The sequence below is a fragment of the Streptomyces sp. NBC_00568 genome, from assembly GCF_026341855.1.
In the GTDB taxonomy this organism is placed as follows: Bacteria; Actinomycetota; Actinomycetes; order Streptomycetales; family Streptomycetaceae; genus Streptomyces.
Window position 1 is genome coordinate 981,309 of the sequence record NZ_JAPENW010000001.1, and the last position, 18,354, is coordinate 999,662.

Annotated in this window: 11 protein-coding genes and 1 pseudogene; 3 read left to right on the forward strand and 9 right to left on the reverse strand. The window is 71.1% G+C overall.

Annotated elements, in window-relative coordinates; genetic code table 11:
• Positions 1 to 264: 264 nt before the first annotated feature.
• The gene (locus OOK38_RS04160) at positions 265 to 2,388 is read right to left on the reverse strand and encodes a type IIA DNA topoisomerase subunit B (RefSeq protein ID WP_266763424.1); all 2,124 of its coding nucleotides are present in this window, start codon (positions 2,386 to 2,388) and stop codon (positions 265 to 267) included.
• 441 nt (positions 2,389 to 2,829) lie between these two features.
• On the opposite strand from OOK38_RS04160, the gene OOK38_RS04165 reads away from it, so the two are divergent.
• Positions 2,830 to 3,060, forward strand: a complete 231-nt coding sequence (locus OOK38_RS04165; protein WP_266763423.1) for a hypothetical protein — start codon at positions 2,830 to 2,832, stop codon at positions 3,058 to 3,060.
• A gap of 108 nt (positions 3,061 to 3,168) precedes the next feature.
• Here the strand turns inward: OOK38_RS04165 and OOK38_RS04170 are convergent, their stop codons facing one another.
• From OOK38_RS04170 to OOK38_RS04200, 7 genes and pseudogenes are all read right to left on the reverse strand, one after another.
• Positions 3,169 to 3,987, reverse strand: coding sequence for a serine protease (locus OOK38_RS04170; protein ID WP_266763422.1), 819 nt, complete (start codon positions 3,985 to 3,987; stop codon positions 3,169 to 3,171).
• A gap of 132 nt (positions 3,988 to 4,119) precedes the next feature.
• The gene (locus tag OOK38_RS04175) at positions 4,120 to 5,652 is read right to left on the reverse strand and encodes an RNA polymerase sigma factor (RefSeq protein ID WP_266763421.1); all 1,533 of its coding nucleotides are present in this window, start codon (positions 5,650 to 5,652) and stop codon (positions 4,120 to 4,122) included.
• A 408-nt stretch (positions 5,653 to 6,060) separates the two neighbouring features.
• Entirely contained in the window at positions 6,061 to 6,948 is an 888-nt protein-coding gene (locus OOK38_RS04180; protein ID WP_266763420.1) for a FadR/GntR family transcriptional regulator, read from the reverse strand.
• A 162-nt stretch (positions 6,949 to 7,110) separates the two neighbouring features.
• A complete protein-coding gene (locus OOK38_RS04185; protein ID WP_266763419.1) occupies positions 7,111 to 8,868 on the reverse strand; it encodes an ATP-binding cassette domain-containing protein in 1,758 nt (585 codons plus the stop codon).
• 124 nt (positions 8,869 to 8,992) lie between these two features.
• Entirely contained in the window at positions 8,993 to 9,751 is a 759-nt protein-coding gene (locus tag OOK38_RS04190) for an NUDIX hydrolase (protein WP_266763418.1), read from the reverse strand.
• A gap of 128 nt (positions 9,752 to 9,879) precedes the next feature.
• The gene (locus OOK38_RS04195) at positions 9,880 to 11,772 is read right to left on the reverse strand and encodes a glycogen debranching N-terminal domain-containing protein (RefSeq protein WP_266763417.1); all 1,893 of its coding nucleotides are present in this window, start codon (positions 11,770 to 11,772) and stop codon (positions 9,880 to 9,882) included.
• A gap of 793 nt (positions 11,773 to 12,565) precedes the next feature.
• Positions 12,566 to 13,918: pseudogene (locus OOK38_RS04200) on the reverse strand (DUF4192 family protein); the annotation flags it as partial.
• A 178-nt stretch (positions 13,919 to 14,096) separates the two neighbouring features.
• Here OOK38_RS04200 and OOK38_RS04205 point away from each other — a divergent pair.
• Together OOK38_RS04205 and OOK38_RS04210 are read left to right on the forward strand one after the other, a co-directional pair.
• Positions 14,097 to 16,295: a RecQ family ATP-dependent DNA helicase gene (locus OOK38_RS04205; protein WP_266763416.1), complete on the forward strand. Its 2,199-nt coding sequence runs from the start codon at positions 14,097 to 14,099 to the stop codon at positions 16,293 to 16,295.
• 224 nt (positions 16,296 to 16,519) lie between these two features.
• A complete protein-coding gene (locus tag OOK38_RS04210; RefSeq protein WP_266763415.1) occupies positions 16,520 to 17,152 on the forward strand; it encodes a hypothetical protein in 633 nt (210 codons plus the stop codon).
• A 511-nt stretch (positions 17,153 to 17,663) separates the two neighbouring features.
• On the opposite strand, the gene OOK38_RS04215 is transcribed toward OOK38_RS04210, so the two are convergent.
• Positions 17,664 to 18,290: a hypothetical protein gene (locus OOK38_RS04215; protein WP_266763414.1), complete on the reverse strand. Its 627-nt coding sequence runs from the start codon at positions 18,288 to 18,290 to the stop codon at positions 17,664 to 17,666.
• Positions 18,291 to 18,354 lie beyond the last annotated feature (64 nt).

The following is an 18,354-nucleotide window of genomic DNA, read 5'->3' on the forward strand; positions in this document are numbered from 1 at the left end:
CGGGCGGCCATCCCCGAGCGACTGTCGCCCCCTCCGCGCCAGCCCTTCCCACACATGGGAGCGATCACGCCCCAGCCCCCACGCACCCGCAGCGGCCAGCGCACGGAAAAGAGCCGTGCAGGTACATCCCCCATGTCCGTCGCTCACGCCCGGATCGAGCAGCGGCTCCCCAGGAAGCCCACGTCTGATCCAGCGGCGACGGACTGGGATGTACCGGCACGGCCCCGACCCACACCGAACCGGCACCGCGAGAACCCCGAAGGGCTACGCGTCGATCCGCGACCGATCCAGCGTCGCGGCCGAGCTCGAAATGAACTCCTTGCGCGGAGCCACATCGTTCCCCATCAGCAGATCGAACACCTGCTCGGATGCGTCCAGGTCGGAGATGTTGATCCGGCGCAGCGTCCGGAACCGCGGATCCATCGTCGTCTCGGCCAGCTGATCGGCATCCATCTCGCCGAGGCCCTTGTACCGCTGGATCGAGTCCTTGTAGCGCACACCCTTGCGCTGCAGCTCGAGCACCGTCTCCCGCAGCTCACGGTCCGAGTACGTGTACACGTACTTGTCCTGCCCCTTCTTGGGCTGGCTGAGCTCGATCCGGTGCAGCGGCGGAACCGCCGCGAACACCCGCCCGGCCTCGACCATGGGCCGCATATAGCGCTGGAACAGCGTCAGCAGCAGAATCCGGATGTGCGCGCCGTCCACATCGGCGTCGACGAGAAGAATGATCTTCCCGTAACGCGCCGTGTCGATGTCGAAGGTCCGCCCGGAACCCGCTCCTATGACCTGGATGATCGCACCGCACTCGGCGTTCTTCAGCATGTCCGTCACGGACGCCTTCTGAACGTTGAGGATCTTGCCCCGAATCGGCAGGAGCGCCTGGAACTCGGAGTTCCTGGCCAGCTTCGCCGTACCCAGCGCGGAGTCCCCCTCGACGATGAACAGCTCGCTGCGCTCCACGTCGTCGCTGCGGCAGTCGGCGAGCTTGGCGGGCAGCGAGGAGGACTCCAGAGCCGTCTTCCGGCGCTGCGCGTCCTTGTGCTGACGGGCGGCGATCCTCGTACGAGCGGCGGCGACGGCCTTCTCCATGACGACGCGCGCCTGCGCGGCGGCGTCCCGCTTCGCGGAGGTCAGGAACGCCTTGAGCTCCTTGGTCACCACGTTCGTCACGATGCGGCGGGCGGCCGAGGTACCGAGGACCTCCTTGGTCTGCCCCTCGAACTGCGGCTCGGCGAGACGGACCGTGACGACGGCCGTGAGGCCCTCCAGCGCGTCATCCTTGACGATGTCGTCCTCGGCGACCCGCAGCAGCTTCTTGGCGCGCAGGACCTCGTTCATCGTCTTGGCGACGGCCTGCTCGAAGCCGGCGACATGGGTACCGCCCTTGGGCGTGGCGATGATGTTCACGAACGACTTCAGGTTCGTGTCGTAGCCGGTGCCCCATCGCAGCGCTACATCGACGCCGAGCTCACGGGTGACCTCGGTCGGAGTCATCTGCCCGTGCTCGTCGAGCACCGGGACGGTCTCCTTGAAGGTGCCCTGTCCGGAGAACCGGAGGACGTCGCAGACCGGCTTGTCGGCGGCCAGGTACTCGCAGAACTCGCTGATTCCGCCATCGAAGCGGAACGACTCCTCACCCTTGCTGCCGCCGTCACCCAGCCCGAATTCGTCACGGACGACGATGGTCAGGCCCGGCACCAGGAAGGCCGTCTGGCGGGCGCGCTGGTGGAGGTGCTCCAGGGAGAGCTTGGCGTCCTTGAGGAAGATCTGGCGGTCGGCCCAGTAGCGCACGCGCGTGCCGGTACGGGTCTTCGGGATCCGCTTGAGCTTGCGCAGCCCGCTCGTCGCTTCGAAGGCGGCATCGGGGCCGTCGGCCTTGAAGGCTCCCGGGGTGCCCCGGCGGAAGCTCACGGCGTGGGTGTTCCCACTGCGGTCCACCTCGACGTCCAGACGGGCGGAGAGCGCGTTCACCACGGAGGCGCCCACGCCGTGCAGACCACCGGAAGCCGCGTAAGAGCCGCCGCCGAACTTTCCGCCGGCGTGCAGCTTGGTCATGACGACCTCGATGCCGGAGAGGCCGGTCTTGGGCTCCACGTCGACGGGGATGCCACGGCCGTTGTCCCGCACCTCGACGGAGCCGTCGTCGTGCAGGGTCACGTCGATGTGGTCGCAGTAGCCCCCGAGGGCCTCGTCCACGGAGTTGTCGATGATCTCCCAGAGGCAGTGCATCAGGCCGCGGCTGTCGGTCGACCCGATGTACATGCCCGGGCGCTTCCGCACTGCCTCGAGCCCCTCAAGGACGAGCAGGTGCCGCGCGGTGTAGTTGGAACCGTCCCGGTCTGCTCCGGTCAGCAGCGCTGTGGACGGCACGGACGTCTCGGCGGTCACGCGGTTCGCTCCTCGCTGAATTTCAGGGGGGACCCTTTTGGGTAAGGGCCCGGCTTCGGTCGCCGCTCAGAGGGTACCGAGGCCTGGTAGAGCCGTTGTAACGCCACCCTCGCACTAAACCCACACTAGTCCAGGATCGCATGGGTGTTCGATCCCTCGATGGAGTGAAGTACATATCACGTTCCCTTCCAGGCATGAACCATTTAGGCTCCGGGCACGTCCTCATCAACAACCGGCAATCCAGCCGGGAGGACCGACACCCGACAGACAGCGCGAACCCGTACAGACACGAAGACACGCAATACGGCTCATTCGCCGCCAACCGGCAGCAGCAACCGGCTCGAAAGAAAATTTCGAGGAAAAGCCGCGAGCGGGAACGTTTTCGGCCTGGTTGGATGTTGACCCTGGTACGACAGCTCGTCGAGCTAGAGAAGAGGCGACGTGACTACTGTTCTGACCCCCGCGAGCCCGCTGACGGCCGCTGACCGCTGCGACCGTTGCGGCGCCCAGGCATATCTGCGCGTCGTCCTCCTGAGCGGCGGAGAACTGCTCTTCTGCGCCCACCACGGTCGCAAGTTCGAGCCGGAACTCAAGAAGATCGCCGCTGAGATACAGGACGAGACGGAGCGGCTGACGTCCGTTCCGGAAAGCGTCAACGACGAAGAACACTGACCTTCGCATCAACGACGAGCGGGTGCCGGCGACAGGCCGGTGAGTGGGCGGTCACCCCCTGGGTACAGGGAGTGACCGCCCACACTCGTACCGCATCGACGGAAGCGGTCAGCGGCGCTCACCGAGCGCCTGGACGGCCTCCGAGACCCGCGTGTAGACACCCGGGCTGTCGGCGCGTCCACAGCCGATCCCCCACGACACCAGGCCGATGAGGCGCCCCTGGGCGACCAGCGGCCCGCCGCTGTCCCCCTGACAGGCGTCACGGCCGCCCGTCGGCTCCCCGGCGCACACCATGGACACCGCGTCGTAGGTCCCGCTCGCACTGCCGGGATAGGCCTGCTCGCACGAGGCGTCGGGGAGCACGTGGACATCCGCGGCCCGCAGGCTGCGCGCGTAGTCGCCGCCGCCCGTCATGTCGCCCCAGCCGTAGACCACGGCGGCGGTCCCCGGCTCGTACGCCGGGTCCCCGGAGGGCGCCATGCGGATCACGGACGCGGCGGGCAGCGGCTCGGCGAGCGTCAGCACACCGAAATCCCCGGCGTTCGTATCACTGTCGTACTGCGGATTGACCCAGATGTCGCGGACAGGGATCTCCTTGCCGTCACTGGACAGGAGGTCCCCGCGCCCGGAGATGACCTTCAGGTCGCGTGCCTGGCGCGGCGGCGCTCCCAGCACGTCGTCACCCAGGCAGTGGGCCGCGGTCAGGACCGTGGTCGGACCGACGACCACTCCTCCGCAGAACTGGCCCCCTCGCGTACCCCCGAACCGGTCACGGCTGGCCACCGCCACCGTCCACGGACTCTCGGAGATCTCGACCGGGTGACTTCCGATGACAACGCTGTCGGCGGCCGCCGGTACGGCGGTCGTCAGCGGTATCACCGCTGCGGCGGCCGCAAGGGCCAGCACCGGGACGTAGGGACGGCGCATGCGCGCTCCTCACTCTGGGACGGTCGTGGAAACCCAGAGTGATCCAGTGAGTGCGGACACGCATTCCGCGCATACGTCGAGGGCCCGACCCCCCAGCGGGAGTCGGGCCCTCGAATGACGTGCGGCCGAGGCCTAGTCGAGGTAGTCGCGCAGCACCTGGGAGCGCGACGGGTGACGCAGCTTCGACATGGTCTTGGACTCGATCTGGCGGATCCGCTCACGGGTCACGCCGTACACCTTGCCGATCTCGTCGAGGGTCTTCGGCTGACCGTCGGTGAGACCGAAGCGCATCGAGACGACGCCCGCCTCGCGCTCGGACAGGGTGTCGAGCACGGAGTGCAGCTGCTCCTGGAGGAGCGTGAAGCTGACCGCGTCGGCCGGGACGACGGCCTCGGAGTCCTCGATGAGGTCACCGAACTCGCTGTCACCGTCCTCGCCCAGCGGGGTGTGCAGCGAAATGGGCTCACGGCCGTACTTCTGGACCTCGATGACCTTCTCAGGGGTCATGTCGAGCTCCTTGGCCAGCTCCTCCGGGGTGGGCTCACGGCCCAGGTCCTGGAGCATCTGACGCTGCACGCGCGCGAGCTTGTTGATGACCTCGACCATGTGCACCGGGATACGGATGGTGCGGGCCTGGTCGGCCATGGCGCGGGTGATCGCCTGACGAATCCACCAGGTGGCGTACGTCGAGAACTTGTAGCCCTTGGTGTAGTCGAACTTCTCGACCGCGCGGATCAGACCGAGGTTGCCCTCCTGGATGAGGTCCAGGAAGAGCATGCCGCGACCGGTGTAGCGCTTGGCCAGGGAGACCACCAGACGGAGGTTGGCCTCCAGGAGGTGGTTCTTGGCGCGGCGGCCGTCCTCGGCGATGATTTCCAGCTCACGCTTGAGCTTGGGAGCGAGCTTGTCGGCGTTGGCCAGCTTGTCCTCGGCGAACAGACCGGCCTCGATGCGCTTGGCGAGCTCGACCTCCTGCTCGGCGTTGAGCAGCGGGACCTTGCCGATCTGCTTGAGGTAGTCCTTGACCGGGTCGGCGGTGGCACCGGCGGCGGCGACCTGCTGCGCGGGCGCGTCGTCCTCGTCCTCGTCGGACAGGACGAAGCCCTGGGCGCCGTCCTCGGTGGGCTCCTCGGCACCGGCCTTGGCCGGGGTCTCCTCGGTCGCCTCGTCGTCGACGAGCTCGGCGTCGTCCTTCTTGGCGCTCGTCTTCTTGGCGGCGGTCTTCTTGGCGACCGTCTTCTTGGCGGCGGTCTTCTTGGCGACCGTCTTCTTGGCGGCGGCCTTGCCGGCGGACGCGTCCTCGGCCGGATCGTCGGCGAGGGCAGCCGGAGCCGCGGTGGCGGTGGCCTTCTTGGCGGTCACCGTCTTGGCCGCCACGGTCTTGGTGGCGGTGCGCTTGGCCGGACTCTTCGCTGCGACGCTCTTTCGGGTGCGCTTGGGCTCCGCGGCACTGACCATCAGCGTCACACCCTCTTCCTCGAGGATCTGGTTGAGGCTGCGCAGTACGTTCTTCCACTGAGTGGCCGGAATCTGGTCAGCTTCGAAGGCCCGACGTACGTCATCGCCGGCGATCTGCCCCTCAGCCTTTCCCCGCTCGATGAGCGCCATGACAGAGACGGACTCGGCGATCTCGGGCGGGAGCGTACGGGATGTGCTGGCCGACACGAACAACCTCTCGGAACGTAGGAAAACGGCTTCCGGCCCCGTCCGTTACGGACAGGAACCGACGACCGCCGACTGGGGATGGGCCGACGGCGCGGGCGGGGGCCGGGAAGATGCACAGCGCCGGACACGGCGTCTGTATTCCCTCCTCGGCTATCACCTCTTAGGTCATCGCGCTGCCCGGAAGAGCGTTACGCCCAATCTGCGTGGCCCGAGTCACACCCCGTAAGCGTTCAAAAGGCGACAGATCCTGTCAGACCAGGTCAGGTCATGATCCGTCACCCAGTCGCACCGTCGGGACCCCGCCGAATCCACGAAGGATTCGGTGGGGTCCCGACGGGCGACGGTTCGCCGGCCTGGCGATGCCACGGACGCGCACACACTCCGGACCGCGTCACCCTCGGTGCGCGATCAGTGCTCGCGCGGCGCGGGCACGACACGCTCCACCTCGGGGTGGACGGTGAGCAGCTGCCGCATGGCCGTCTCGGCCGCGGCACCGTCGGCAGCCGCGAGGGCGTCGACGATGCGGGCGTGGTGTCCCAGCGAGGCGTCGTTCGGCCGGTCACAGCCGGTGACCGGGTTGCCGGAAACCTGGAGGGCCGCGGAGACGATCCCTGAGAGGTGCTCCAGCATCCGGTTGCCCGCGAGCTGGATCAGCAGGGAGTGGAACTCGGCGTCGGCCCGCGAGAACGTGAGGGCGTCACCCTGAGCCATGGAGTGGCCCATGATCTCGACCATGTCGCCGAGCCGCTGCTGGATCTCCTCGCGCCCGTGTCCGGCCGCGAGGCGCGCGGCGAGCGGCTCGATGGTCCAGCGGAGCTCGCTCAGCTCACGCCGCTGGTCGTCCCGCTGCGGCCCGAAGGCCCGCCACTCGATGATGTCCGGGTCGAGAAGGTTCCAGTCGCTGACGGGACGCACGCGCGTGCCGACGTTCGGGCGGGCGCTGACCAGCCCCTTGGCCTCCAGGACGCGGAGCGACTCACGGACGACGGTCCGGGAGACCTCGAACCGCTGGCCGATCTCCTCGGGGACGAGCGGACGGTCCGCGCCGAGGTCTCCGGAGACGATCATCTGGCCGAGCTGCTGGACGAGTTGGCCGTGCAGTCCGCGTCCGCGGCTGCCCGCGGCGCGCCGGCCTACGCGGCCGAGCTCCGGCTCGGCGCTCTCCCACACAGGGGCGCCCACGCGGTCGACACCGGGGGCGTCGGCATAGGGGTAACGGTCGAGTTCGCCCGGTCCGGCCAGGCCGGAGTCTGAGGAACGGGCGGCGGTCATCATGGTCTGCGCAAGGGTACTCACGGGTCTTTTGTCGGCGCAGACCCCAACTCCCTTGAGGTCTTTGGTGAAAAGCACACGAAAGGGTGATCGCTCACCCCGTCGCAATTGACGCCTTATCGGAAAGAAATGGGCGTTCTTCGGGGAGTTGTGCGCACAGGGGGAACGGAAGGGCGCGGACAGTCGTCATCGGACCCGGCTCCGCAGGGTCGTGAGCAGATATGCGCAGAGCAGAGCGGCCAGCGACAACATCAGTGCTCCGCCCACAGGTTGGGCGAGCACCCGCACACCGGCCGCCAGGTAACGCTCCCCACCGAACGGCCACTGCATGAGGACGAGCTCCCGAAGCCGCTCCGGGAACCCGGCCGCCGTCCGCACAGACGGCCCCTGCGAGACCTTTTGTACGAGGGGTACGACGACGATCGGCACGGCGAGCACCGCCGCGAGCCCGGCGGCGGTGGACCGGAAGATGCCCGCCGCCAGCACGCCCGCCCACGCACAGCCCACCACGAGGCCGAGCCAACTCGCGCTCAGCGAAAGCCAGTCCGACGGAACTCCGGTGAGCTCCCGTCCGTAGACGAGGTAGAGCACTTCGAGGTCGCATCCCACCGTGAGGAACGCCAGCATCAGCGCGGTGCCCGAGGCGACGAGGAGCTTGGCGGTCAGCAGTCCCAGGCGGCGCGGGACGGTGCCGCGGTCCGTGGCCAGGGCGGGATGGCGGAACTCCTCGCCGAAGGCGACGGCACCCAGCAGCCCGGCGCCGAGCGCGGCGGGCGGTAGCGGGAGTTCCCGCGGCCACGCCGCCAGCAGACGCGGCTGAGGCGTGTGACCGATTCTGGCCAGGAGGACGGACAGGAGGGCCGAGGTGACGAGAACGGCGGCCGCCGCGAGGTAGCCGGTGCCGACACCGGCCGCTCTGCGCAGTTCGTAGCGCAGAGGACGCAGCGGGCTCGGGGCCTGGCGTACGGAGATGGGCGGCGGGAGGGGGGAGAGGCCGTTCGCGTCCGCCGTCTCGGACGGCGGCTCCTCGGTCCGGTGCTCGCCCTCTTCGGCGGATTCGGTCGGCGCGGGCCCCATGTCACCTGTCTCGTCGGCGAGTTGGTGTACGAGGATGCCGTGCCGGAAGGCGATCTCCCCGACGTCGGCGCAGGTGCTGCCGTACACCGAGAGCCGGTTGCCCTCCTCGCGCACGACTTCGACGGAGCGCTGCGCCGTGCGGGCCTCCTTGGTCAGCAGGGAGCCGAGCCGGGCGGCGTGCGGGCTGCGGACGGCGACCCTGGGCCGGAGCCGCGTGCGGGCGAAGTCCGCGGCCTCCTGGTCGGCGACGAGGCGGCCCTGCTCCAGCGTGACGACCCGGTCGGCGGTCCGCGCGGCCTCCTTGGGGTCGTCCGTGGTGAACAGCACCGTGCCGCCCTGTGTCGCGTGTGCGCGCAGAATCCCGTGCAGCCAACGGCGTTCCCTGGCGCACAGGCCGTCCGCCGGATCGTCGAGCACGAGGGTGTGCGGGTCGGACAGGAGCGCGCAGGCCAGTCCGAGTCGTCGGTCCATGCCGCGGGAGAGCGCGCCCAGGCGCTCGTCGCGGAGGCTGACGAGCCCGACCACCTCGAGCACTTCGTCGGCGCGACGCACGGGCACGCCGGCGGCGGCGCACAGCATGCGGAGTTGACCGCGGACCGTACGCGCGGGATGGCCCGGTACCTCGCCCATGAGCACGCCGACCTCGCGTGAGGGATGAGCGATCCGATGCAGCGGCCGACCGCGGAAGTAGGTGACCCCGCGGCCCTGTTGGAGTTCGAGCATGAGCTTCAGCGCCGTCGTCTTGCCCGCGCCCGGGGCCCCGAGGAGCCCTGTGACGTGGCCCGCGCGCGCCTCGAAGGACACGTCGTCGACGGCGGGCGGACGCGCCTTGCGGGTGTTGCTGGTCAGTCCGATGGCCTGGATCACTCGAAGCAAGATAGCGCGACATTTCCGAATTTCCGGGCACCTTGCGGCTCGCCTCGGGCAGGCCTCACGGCTCTCGCGACCATGCGGAGGCTCCCGGGGCCCAGAAGCCGGTTCGCCGCCCTCGTCAGACCTCGGGGCGCAGCATCGGCGGGTTGAGCAGTGTGGCACCGCCCGCGCGGAACAACTGGGCGGGGCGGCCGCCCTGGCGCGTGGTCGTGCCCCCTGTGGGCACCAGGAAGCCCGGCGTGCCCGTCACCTTGCGGTGGAAGTTGCGCGGGTCGAGCGCCACGCCCCAGACCGCTTCGTAGACACGGCGCAGCTCGCCCACCGTGAACTCGGTCGGGCAGAAGGCGGTCGCCAGGGACGAGTACTCGATCTTGGATCGGGCGCGCTCCACGCCGTCCGAGAGGATCTGGGCGTGGTCGAAGGCGAGGGGCGCCGCCTGCTCCCCGTCTCGGCCGTACCCGCCCTGTTGCAGCAGTTCCTCGACCGGTGCCCAGCGCGCGCTGTTCGCGTCGCCGCCCGCCCTGGGCGCGGGCAGGTCGGGAGCCAGCGCGAGATGCGCGACGCTGACCACCCGCATCCGGGGGTCACGCTTGGGGTCGCCGTAGGTCGCGAGCTGCTCGAGGTGCGCGCCGTTGTCCTGCGCGGGCACGGAGGGGTCGTGGGCCCGCAGGCCCGTCTCCTCGGCCAGCTCACGTGCCGCGGCCTGGGCGAGATCCTCGTCGGTCCGTACGAAGCCGCCGGGCAGCGCCCATCGCCCCTGGAACGGCTGCTCGCCCCGCCGGACCGCCAACGCGCAGAGGGCATGGCGGCGTACGGTCAGCACGACCAGGTCCACGGTCACGGCGAAGGGCGGAAAGGCTGACGGGTCGTAGGGCATGCCGCGATCATAGTCGTCTGCCTGACGATAAACACCTCCTTCGGCAGCTCCGTCCATGGTTGATCGACTCGCGTCCGGCACGGCACTCCACGACCGGGGACACTCGCTCCGCGACGCGTCCCGCGACGTCACAAACCCAGCTGCAGTCCGTCGCTCGCCTCCTCGACCATGGCGACACCGAGTCTGCTGACGCGTACGGAGAAGGGCGCGCCCGAGATCCGCAGGCCCGTGAGAGCGATCTCTCCCAGTGGCGCATCGCGGAACGGGCGCAGGGTCACGGTCCGTGCGGGCGCATCGGGGCGGATCCCGGCCAGTGAGCTGAGCAGGAGAACGCCGGCCGCCGCGGAGATGGCCGCGGGCCGCGAGGCCGCCGGATGGGGAAGCGGGGCGCTCCCCTGCGTGCGCTGCTCCCCCGCGTACATCTCGGGCAGCCGGTTGCCGAAGGACTCGGCCGCCGCCATTACGCCCCGCAGCAGCGAGGCGGCCTCCTTCTCATAGCCCGCGGCGGCGAGCCCCGTGACGGCGACGGCCGTCTCATGAACGCGCACGGCCCCGCTGCGATGGCCGAACGGGTTGTACGCCGCCTCCTTCGCTCCCAGGCTGCGCAACCCCCAGCCCGAGTCCACGGCCGGGTCGCCGAGCAGCCGCGCGAGTTGTTCGGTCCGCACCTTGTCGAGCAGACCGGGGGCCAGCTGTCCGGCGCCCAGCAGTCCGGTGTCGAGGAGATGGGAGGTGCTTGAGCCGAGCTGAGGCACGAGGCGCCCGTCCGCGGTGCGGGCGGCGGCCGGTCTGCCACCGGCCCGGTCCTCGATCCAGAAGTCGTCGCGGAACGCCGTCCGCAACGCCTGGGCCCACTCGCGCAGCGCCGTGCCACCGGTCCGGCCGTGCGCGTCGAGCAGATCGGCGCCGAGCAGCGCCGCACGGTGTGCGTGTGCCTGCGTCTCGCAGCGAAACGGTCCGCCCGGCTGCGGGTCGGGCAGATACGTGCCGTCGCCCGCCGTGGTCCGCAGCCAGTCCAGACACCGCTCGGCCGCGGGCAGCAGTTCCTCGACCTCCTGCTCGGCCAGCCCCCAGCGCCGGGCCTCCGCGAGGAGTACGGGGAAGAGCAGCGTCGCCTCGGTGGCCGTGCAGCCCGGCGGCAGGTGCGGCCCACCGTCCCGGAGCGGTCCCGGGATCAGTCCGGAGCGCGGTCCCGGACCGGCGAATTGGGTGCGGGCGAGGGTCCGCAGAGTGCCCGCGGCGAGCCGTGTCCCGAGCGGCAGCGTCATCCGGGCCGCGGCCAGGGCCTCGGCCGGCGCCAGCCCGCAGCGCCATGGGGCTCCGGCCGCCAGGTGGGTGTCGGCCGGATGCCGGGAGTCGCGCAGCAGCAGGGCCCCGAGGTCCTCGACGCAGGTGCGCAGGAGCGCTTCGACCCCCGGCACGTCGCTCACTGCCCGGGCCTGGGCGAACGGACTCGCGGCGCCGCGACCCACCGCCCTGATCGGCCCTTGGCCGTCCGGCCGGACGCGCAGTTCCACGCTGAGGGTGCCGCCCGGCGGCAGCTCGAGTTCCCAGCGCAGCAGTCCGGCCGAGGCCAGGGCGTCGGCGGGCGGCGGGTCGGCGGTGACGGTCGCGTGCCCTGTGGCGCAGGACCAGCGCAGGCCGGAGGCGTGGACGCTGGCCGGCAGCTCGGGCCCGGCTCGGCCCGAGGCGACCGCGCCCAGTTCCGCGAGATCCGTCCCGAGGGCGACCTCGACGGGCAGACGCAGTGTGCGAGGGGCCGAGCTCCGCAGGGTGATCCGCTCGACGCCGTCCGCATGGCGTGTTCTTTCGACGACCACGTCCGGATCCGGGCCGACATCGCGGGACGCGCGCACCGTGCCCACGAAGCGGGCTCGGTCGGCCGCGAGCATGCGGGCCTGCATCGCGAGCGGTTCCCGGCCTGCGACCCGCACCTGGCAGCGGGACAGCACGCGCCGACCCGCGCGGTAGAAACCCTCCAGCCCGCGGCCGTTCAGTTGTCCCTCCTCCGTGGAGATCACCAGTCCTGGAAGAGCGACACAGATCAGGGAGGTGTGGGCGGGCGGCAGTTCCGCCGTTGGTCCCGGGACGGGAAGGGGCGTCTGGGCAACGCCGGGGCCGCGCCCTGCCGGGACGAAGGGCGTACCGGTGTCCCACCCCGCTCGCGGGGCCTCCGGGGCGCCCCTCTGTCTGACGGGCTGGGCGGACTCGCGCCCGGGCGGACGGCCACCGTCGGGGGCCGAGGACGGATGGGGCATGGGCATGGGTGGCTTCCTCCGCGCTCGGTGCGCCTGGAGCGCGTTCGGCTTCGGGTGGGGACTCCGCAGGGCAGGGTCCGGGATGTTGCGGCGGCGCGAGCCCGGCCACGGAATCCGCCACTCAGGTGAACGGGGCAGCCCTGTCCCGGGTCACGCCTTGCCCCGGGAAGCCGACCGAATGGCGGTGGGGCGCCCGACTGCCCTGACAGCCACTCGTCGAGCGGACGCCGGCCACTCACTCGCCGTCCCCCGCACACGCCGCCCTCTCTCGCGCCGCTCCCGCACCCGACCGTCCGCCCTCCCCCGCTCACCCCTGTCCGTCGCCGACCTGCGAGGCGTCGTGGGCCGGGTGACGTCCTCGGGCGCTCACGGTCCCGGGGCCGCGTCGGCCCGGGCGGCTTCCGCCGTTCGCGTTCGGCCGGGTCCGGCGGCGACGCCGAGCTGCCGGCGTCGAGGGTCGGGTGTCCGGCGCGAGGGAAGCGCACGTCGGGTCTCCCGCTGGGAGCGGGGCGCCGGAATCGGTCGACCGCTCCGCTTGCGTCGAACCATGGTCCGTGCGCTCCGCGCGCAGGCAACGTCGGACGGATTCCGGATCCAGGCCCTCATTGCACGCCTGGTGGAGAAGGCGGGCGAACAGATAGTCGGGGTCGGCACCGAGCGCCATGGCGAGCGCTTCTCGTGCCTCCAGCTCGTCACCCATGGACCAGGCGACCCATCCCGCGAGGGTGAGGGGCGCCGCGGCGTGCTCGCGGTAGGGACCGACACAGCGGCGGGCCAGTGCTCGCCACAACCGCAGCGCCGGGCCTGCCTCGTCACCCTCCATCCACTGCGCGGCACGGTCGCGGGTCGTGCGGTCCTGGAGGCCGAGGATCAAGGTGGCGGCCTCGTCGTTCTCCAGGAGTCCGTCGTCGCGGAGGTCCGCCGGACGTGTGCCGGACACCGGGGGAGCGTCCGCCAGCCGGTCCCTGATCCGCCGGGCCAGCGCGAGGGCCTCCTCGGCCACCTCCGCGCGGCTGTCGTCCTCCAGGATCCTCGGCACGAGGGCCATGCTGGCCGTGTCGAGCGCCACCTCCTGGCCCAGCGCGTCGCCGGTCTCCCAGGGAACGAGCCTGGCTGTCAGGTCCTTCAGGGATCCGCGCACCTGCAGGCCCGCGTACGTCGCGGCGGCGGCGAGGACGGACGTACCGGGCAGCCCCATCGGCGTGCCTTCGGCCGGGCAGCATCCCTGACCCGGGCAGGTGTACGACCAGAAGCGGCCGTCCGAGATGCAGAGTGCCTCGATCACCGGAACCTCGAGGCGTCCGCAGGCCGTCCGCAGCAGCTGCGCGAGCGGGCGCAGGCGTTCCATGACGTCCCGCCCCGATTCACCGCTCCCGGGTTCCTGACAGAGGTACGCGACCATGCTCTCGGGGCGGGCGCCTCGCCGCTCGCTGCCCTTCACCAGACCCTGCGCGAGCTGGTCCGAGACGGACGGCCAGTCCTCCGCGTGGGCGGGGATGCCGAGGCGCGCCCGGCCCCCGAACCGCCCCCGGCGCTCCCGGTCGTGCAAGGCGACCAGCACGATGCTGTCCTCAGGCCGGTACCCGAGGAGATAGGGCAGTGCGTCGGCCAGCTCTGCCGGGGTACGCAGAGTCACCTGATGTTCCGTGCCGGGGGCGCCCCCGTGCCGGGCATCTCCGGACAGGCTCGCCCCACCCCGGTGGTGCCGGCCGCCATGGACCGTACCGCCGGGGACCGGTGGCTCGGCCTGCCGGCCCGGCCGGTCCCTGCCCTCGGGTCCGGATCGGCCGCCCGTGCCGTTCCGCCCGTCGCCGGTGTGGCCGCCGGCCCCGCTCCGGCCGCCGTGATCGCCCTCGCCACCGGATCGATCGCGCCCGCGGTTCCCGTCGCGTCCGCCGACCGCGCCGATGTTCTCTTCGCCGGACCTGCCGGCCGCTTCGTCGTGATTCGTCATGCGGTGACCATCTCGCGGATCACGAAATTCCGGTTCGCCCTGTGGATAACCATCACCATGATCACGCCAGAAGTTGTCCACAGCTCGACGGGCTCGTTCGCGCTTTGTCCGACCCATCGGGTTGCATGGAGCCATGACCAACGAAGACCCGCGACCCGCAGCCACCGACAACGCACACGACGCAGCCCGCGAAGACCTGCGGGCGGCGGCCGATGCCGTCCTGGCCCGTCTCGTCGGGGTGGGTGAGGCCCGGCTGCGCGAGGACCAGTGGCGCGCCATCGAGGCGCTGGTGGCCGACAAGCGCCGGGCGCTGGTCGTCCAGCGCACCGGCTGGGGCAAGTCCGCGGTGTACTTCGTCGCGACGGCGCTGCTGCGCGAGCGGGGCGCCGGGCCCACGGTGATCGTCTCCCCGCTTCTCGCGCTGATGCGCAACCAGGTGGAGGCGGCGGCCCGCGCCGGAATCCGCGCGCGGACGATCAACTCCTCCAATACGGAGGAGTGGGAGACGATCCAGGCCGAAGTGGCGGCGAGCGAGGTCGATGTCCTCCTGGTGAGCCCGGAGCGGCTGAACAATCCCGACTTCCGCGACCAGGTGCTGCCCAAGCTGGCCGCGGCCACCGGCCTGCTGGTCGTCGACGAGGCGCACTGCATCTCCGACTGGGGACACGACTTCCGGCCGGACTACCGACGCCTGCGCACCATGCTCGCCGACCTTCCACCCGACACCCCGGTGCTGGCCACCACCGCGACGGCCAACGCGCGCGTGACGGCCGATGTCGCCGAGCAGCTGGGAACCGGAGTGAGCACCGACGCGCTGGTCCTGCGCGGCCCCCTGGACCGGGAGAGCCTGAGTCTCGGCGTGCTGCGGCTGCCGGACGCCGCGCACCGCATGGCCTGGCTCGCCGAGCATCTGAACGACCTGCCGGGCTCCGGCATCATCTACACGCTCACCGTGGCCGCGGCCGAGGAGGTCACCGCGTTCCTGCGCCAGAGCGGATACACCGTGGCGTCGTACACCGGGAAAACGGAGAACGCGGACCGCCAGCAGGCCGAGGAGGACCTGCTCGCCAATCGCGTCAAGGCTCTGATCGCCACGTCGGCCCTGGGCATGGGCTTCGACAAGCCCGACCTGGGCTTCGTGGTGCACCTGGGCTCCCCCTCCTCCCCGATCGCCTACTACCAGCAGGTGGGACGAGCGGGCCGCGGTGTGGAACACGCGGAGGTGCTGCTCCTGCCGGGCAAGGAGGACCAGGCGATCTGGGAGTACTTCGCCTCGATCGCCTTCCCTCCGGAGGAGCAGGTGCGGCGCACCCTGGACGTGCTGGCTCGGGCCGAGCGCCCGCTCTCGCTGCCCGCGCTGGAACCGCTGGTGGAGCTGCGCAGGTCCCGCCTGGAGACCATGCTCAAGGTGCTCGACGTGGACGGAGCCGTGCACCGGGTCAAGGGCGGCTGGATCTCGACGGGCTTGCCCTGGACGTACGACACCGAGCGCTACGCCTGGGTGGCCAAGCAGCGGGCGACGGAGCAGCAGGCGATGCGGGACTACGTATCGACGACCGGCTGCCGTATGGAGTTCCTGCGGCGGCAGCTGGACGACGAGGGAGCCGTACCGTGCGGGCGCTGCGACAACTGCGCGGGCGGCCGTTTCCAGGCGGCGGTCTCCTCCGCCGCGCTGGACGCGGCGAACGGCGAGCTGGACCGGGCGGGCGTCGATGTCGAGCCCCGGAAGATGTGGCCGACCGGGCTGCCGGCGGTCGGCGTCGAGCTGAAGGGACGTATCCCGGTCGGCGAACAGGCTGCTCCGGGGCGTGCCCTGGGACGGCTCTCGGACATCGGATGGGGCAACCGGCTGCGGCCGATGCTCGCCCCGCAGGCACCGGACGGACCCGTTCCGGACGATGTCGCCAAGGCCGTGGTCGGCGTCCTCGCCGACTGGGCGAAGGGCCCGGGCGGCTGGGCCTCCGGACAGCCCGACGCGCAGCCGCGCCCGGTCGGCGTGGTGACCGTCGCCTCGCGCTCGCGGCCTCAGCTGATCCAGTCGCTCGGTGCACGGATCGCGGAAGTCGGCCGACTGCCGCTGCTGGGATCCGTGGAGTACGTCGGCGAGGTCGCGCAGATCTCCCGGAGCAACAGCGCTCAGCGGCTGAAGGCGCTGGACGGGGCGTTGTCCGTGCCGCCCCGGCTGGCGGACGCGCTGGCAGAGGCAGATGGTCCGATTCTGCTGGTGGACGACGCCACGGAGACGGGCTGGACGCTGGCGGTGGCGTCGCGGATGCTTCGCAGAGCGGGCGCTCAGGCGGTGTTGCCGCTGGTCCTCGCCGTACAAGCGTGAATCGCGTGTCGCGATTCGGAACACTGGGCAGGTATATAGGACGCTAATCGCCCGAAAACGGTCCGTGGCCCCAATTGCTCGTTGCCGCAACCCAGTTCGACAGGAAGAATTGAGCTCCGCCCCCCGCTCGGTTCGCCCGTGGTCCGGTAGGGCTCTGCTGCGGCGTGCCATTCCCCCAAGTCCGACCCCGCCCGCTGTATGGGCACGTAGCCGAAGGGAGGACCGTGACCTTCGGATTCGCTCCGTCCTCGGCGGCATCCATGTCGACGTCTCCCGACCTGTCCGCCGCTTCCGCCAACCCACTGGCCCGCATGCTGGAACCCGCCGAATGGGCCTCGGCCGGAATTCCGCTTCTGCGCGATCCCCGTGAGGTCGTCAGTGGACTGCACGCACGGCACCGGCCCAGACCGTCGACCGCGATCGTGGCGGTGCTCGATCCGGAGGAACGGCTCATGGCGAGCGCGTCCTTCACCCGGCGTTCGGCACCGGCCGACGGCTGGATGTTCCGCAACTCGCTGCTCGCGCAGCTGCGCCGGGTCATCCCGCACGACCTGCGGCGCCGTTCGCCCGTGCGTACGGCCGTGCTGCTGTACTGCCGGGACGGCGACGCGCGTTGGACGGAAGAGGACGGGGCGTGGATGTGGGGGCTGCGGGATGCCTGCACGCTCCACGGACTGCGGTGCGGGGCGTACATCACCCTGACACGTGACGGCTGGCAGGTTCTCGGCGAGGGCCGCGGCGGACGCCGTCCCAACTCCGACTCGACACCGGAGTTCTTCGCGGGCGAGGTGCTGCCACCCCTGCCCCGCACCGGAGGCGCCGCGTCGGAGATCATGCGCCGGGCGGCCGCCCGCTGAGACGCGGGCGAGCCTCAGGGACACCGGCCCGCCCCCGGGGGGAAGGCGGGCCGCACACGTCCGACGAGCCCGATCCGGGGTCGTAGCGCTCGCTCGCGCGCACGCCACGGACGCGCGGCGTGGATGTCGGGCGCACACAGGCCCTCGATCACGCGACGGAACCCTGCCCGCCGGCCCCTACCCGCGCTCGCGGGACAACTCGCGGGGCGGGCGACGGGAGCACACGCCGACCGGCATACACATGCCATACGCCGCGGAGAACATGGAACGAGATCGAACGCCGTCCCGGTGACACCCACCGGGAGTGGTGACACCCACCGGGGGTAGGGAAGCCCCGCAGCCAGGCGCCGGAATCCGCACCGGGCGCCTCGTGCCACACGAACAGCGCGGGACAGGACGTCCCGCACGCGGACGTGTTGTGGGTACGCGAAAGCGATCGCCGTGCAGGTGCCGCCGCGGCGGCACCCTCAGCGTCCCGCCGAGCGCGTTCCGGACCAGGTCCGGAACGCGCTCAGACGCCCGCGCCCAGAACCGAGTTGATCTGCTGCGGGTCGCCGCAGACGATCAGCAGGGCACCGGCCCGGCCTTGGGCCAGGGGCAGCGCGGTGGCGAGGACCTCGCCGGAGCCGCCGTTGACCGCGACCACGACCACGGGGCGGGACACGGCCCGGCCCGCTGCGGAGGCGTCGGCGTAGAAGACGTCGTCGCCGGCGTCGTGCTGCGCCCAGTACGCGGCCTCGCCGAAGGAGAGTTCGTGCGCGGCCCACGGGTGCGGATCGCCGGTGGTGATCACCAGCACCTCACCGGGGGCTCGGCCCGACTCCAGCAGCAGGTCGACGGCTTCTTCAGCGGCATCCAACGCACCCTCGGCCGAGGCCGGGATGAGCTGGATCTGCGGGGTGACGGCAGCGGGTGCGGCCGCCTTGGCGGACGGTCCCGGCGTGGCCACGACCGGCTCACGCGGGGTGCGTTGGGCCGGCATCGGCCGGACAGGACCCGGACGGCCGGGACGCGGCGGAGCCGCGGGACGGGGACCGGGTACGGGACGGGGGGTCGGCGCGGTGCGGCCACTGGCCGGAGTGACGCGGGGACCCTGGGCACTCTCGTGAATCTGAGGCTCCTCGGGAATGAGAGGCATGAGCTGATATCTATCAAACGCCGGTGCGACTCGCGTCGGCGGGTGGCACATGAGTGCGAACGGA

What these genes read in the sequence shown, in the direction of transcription:
- OOK38_RS04170 (WP_266763422.1), bottom strand. Translation starts at nt 3,987, where the DNA reads ATGCGCCGTCCCTACGTCCCGGTGCTGGCCCTTGCGGCCGCCGCAGCG.
- OOK38_RS04190 (WP_266763418.1), bottom strand. Translation starts at nt 9,751, where the DNA reads ATGCCCTACGACCCGTCAGCCTTTCCGCCCTTCGCCGTGACCGTGGAC.
- OOK38_RS04205 (WP_266763416.1), top strand. Translation starts at nt 14,097, where the DNA reads ATGACCAACGAAGACCCGCGACCCGCAGCCACCGACAACGCACACGAC.
- OOK38_RS04215 (WP_266763414.1), bottom strand. Translation starts at nt 18,290, where the DNA reads ATGCCTCTCATTCCCGAGGAGCCTCAGATTCACGAGAGTGCCCAGGGT.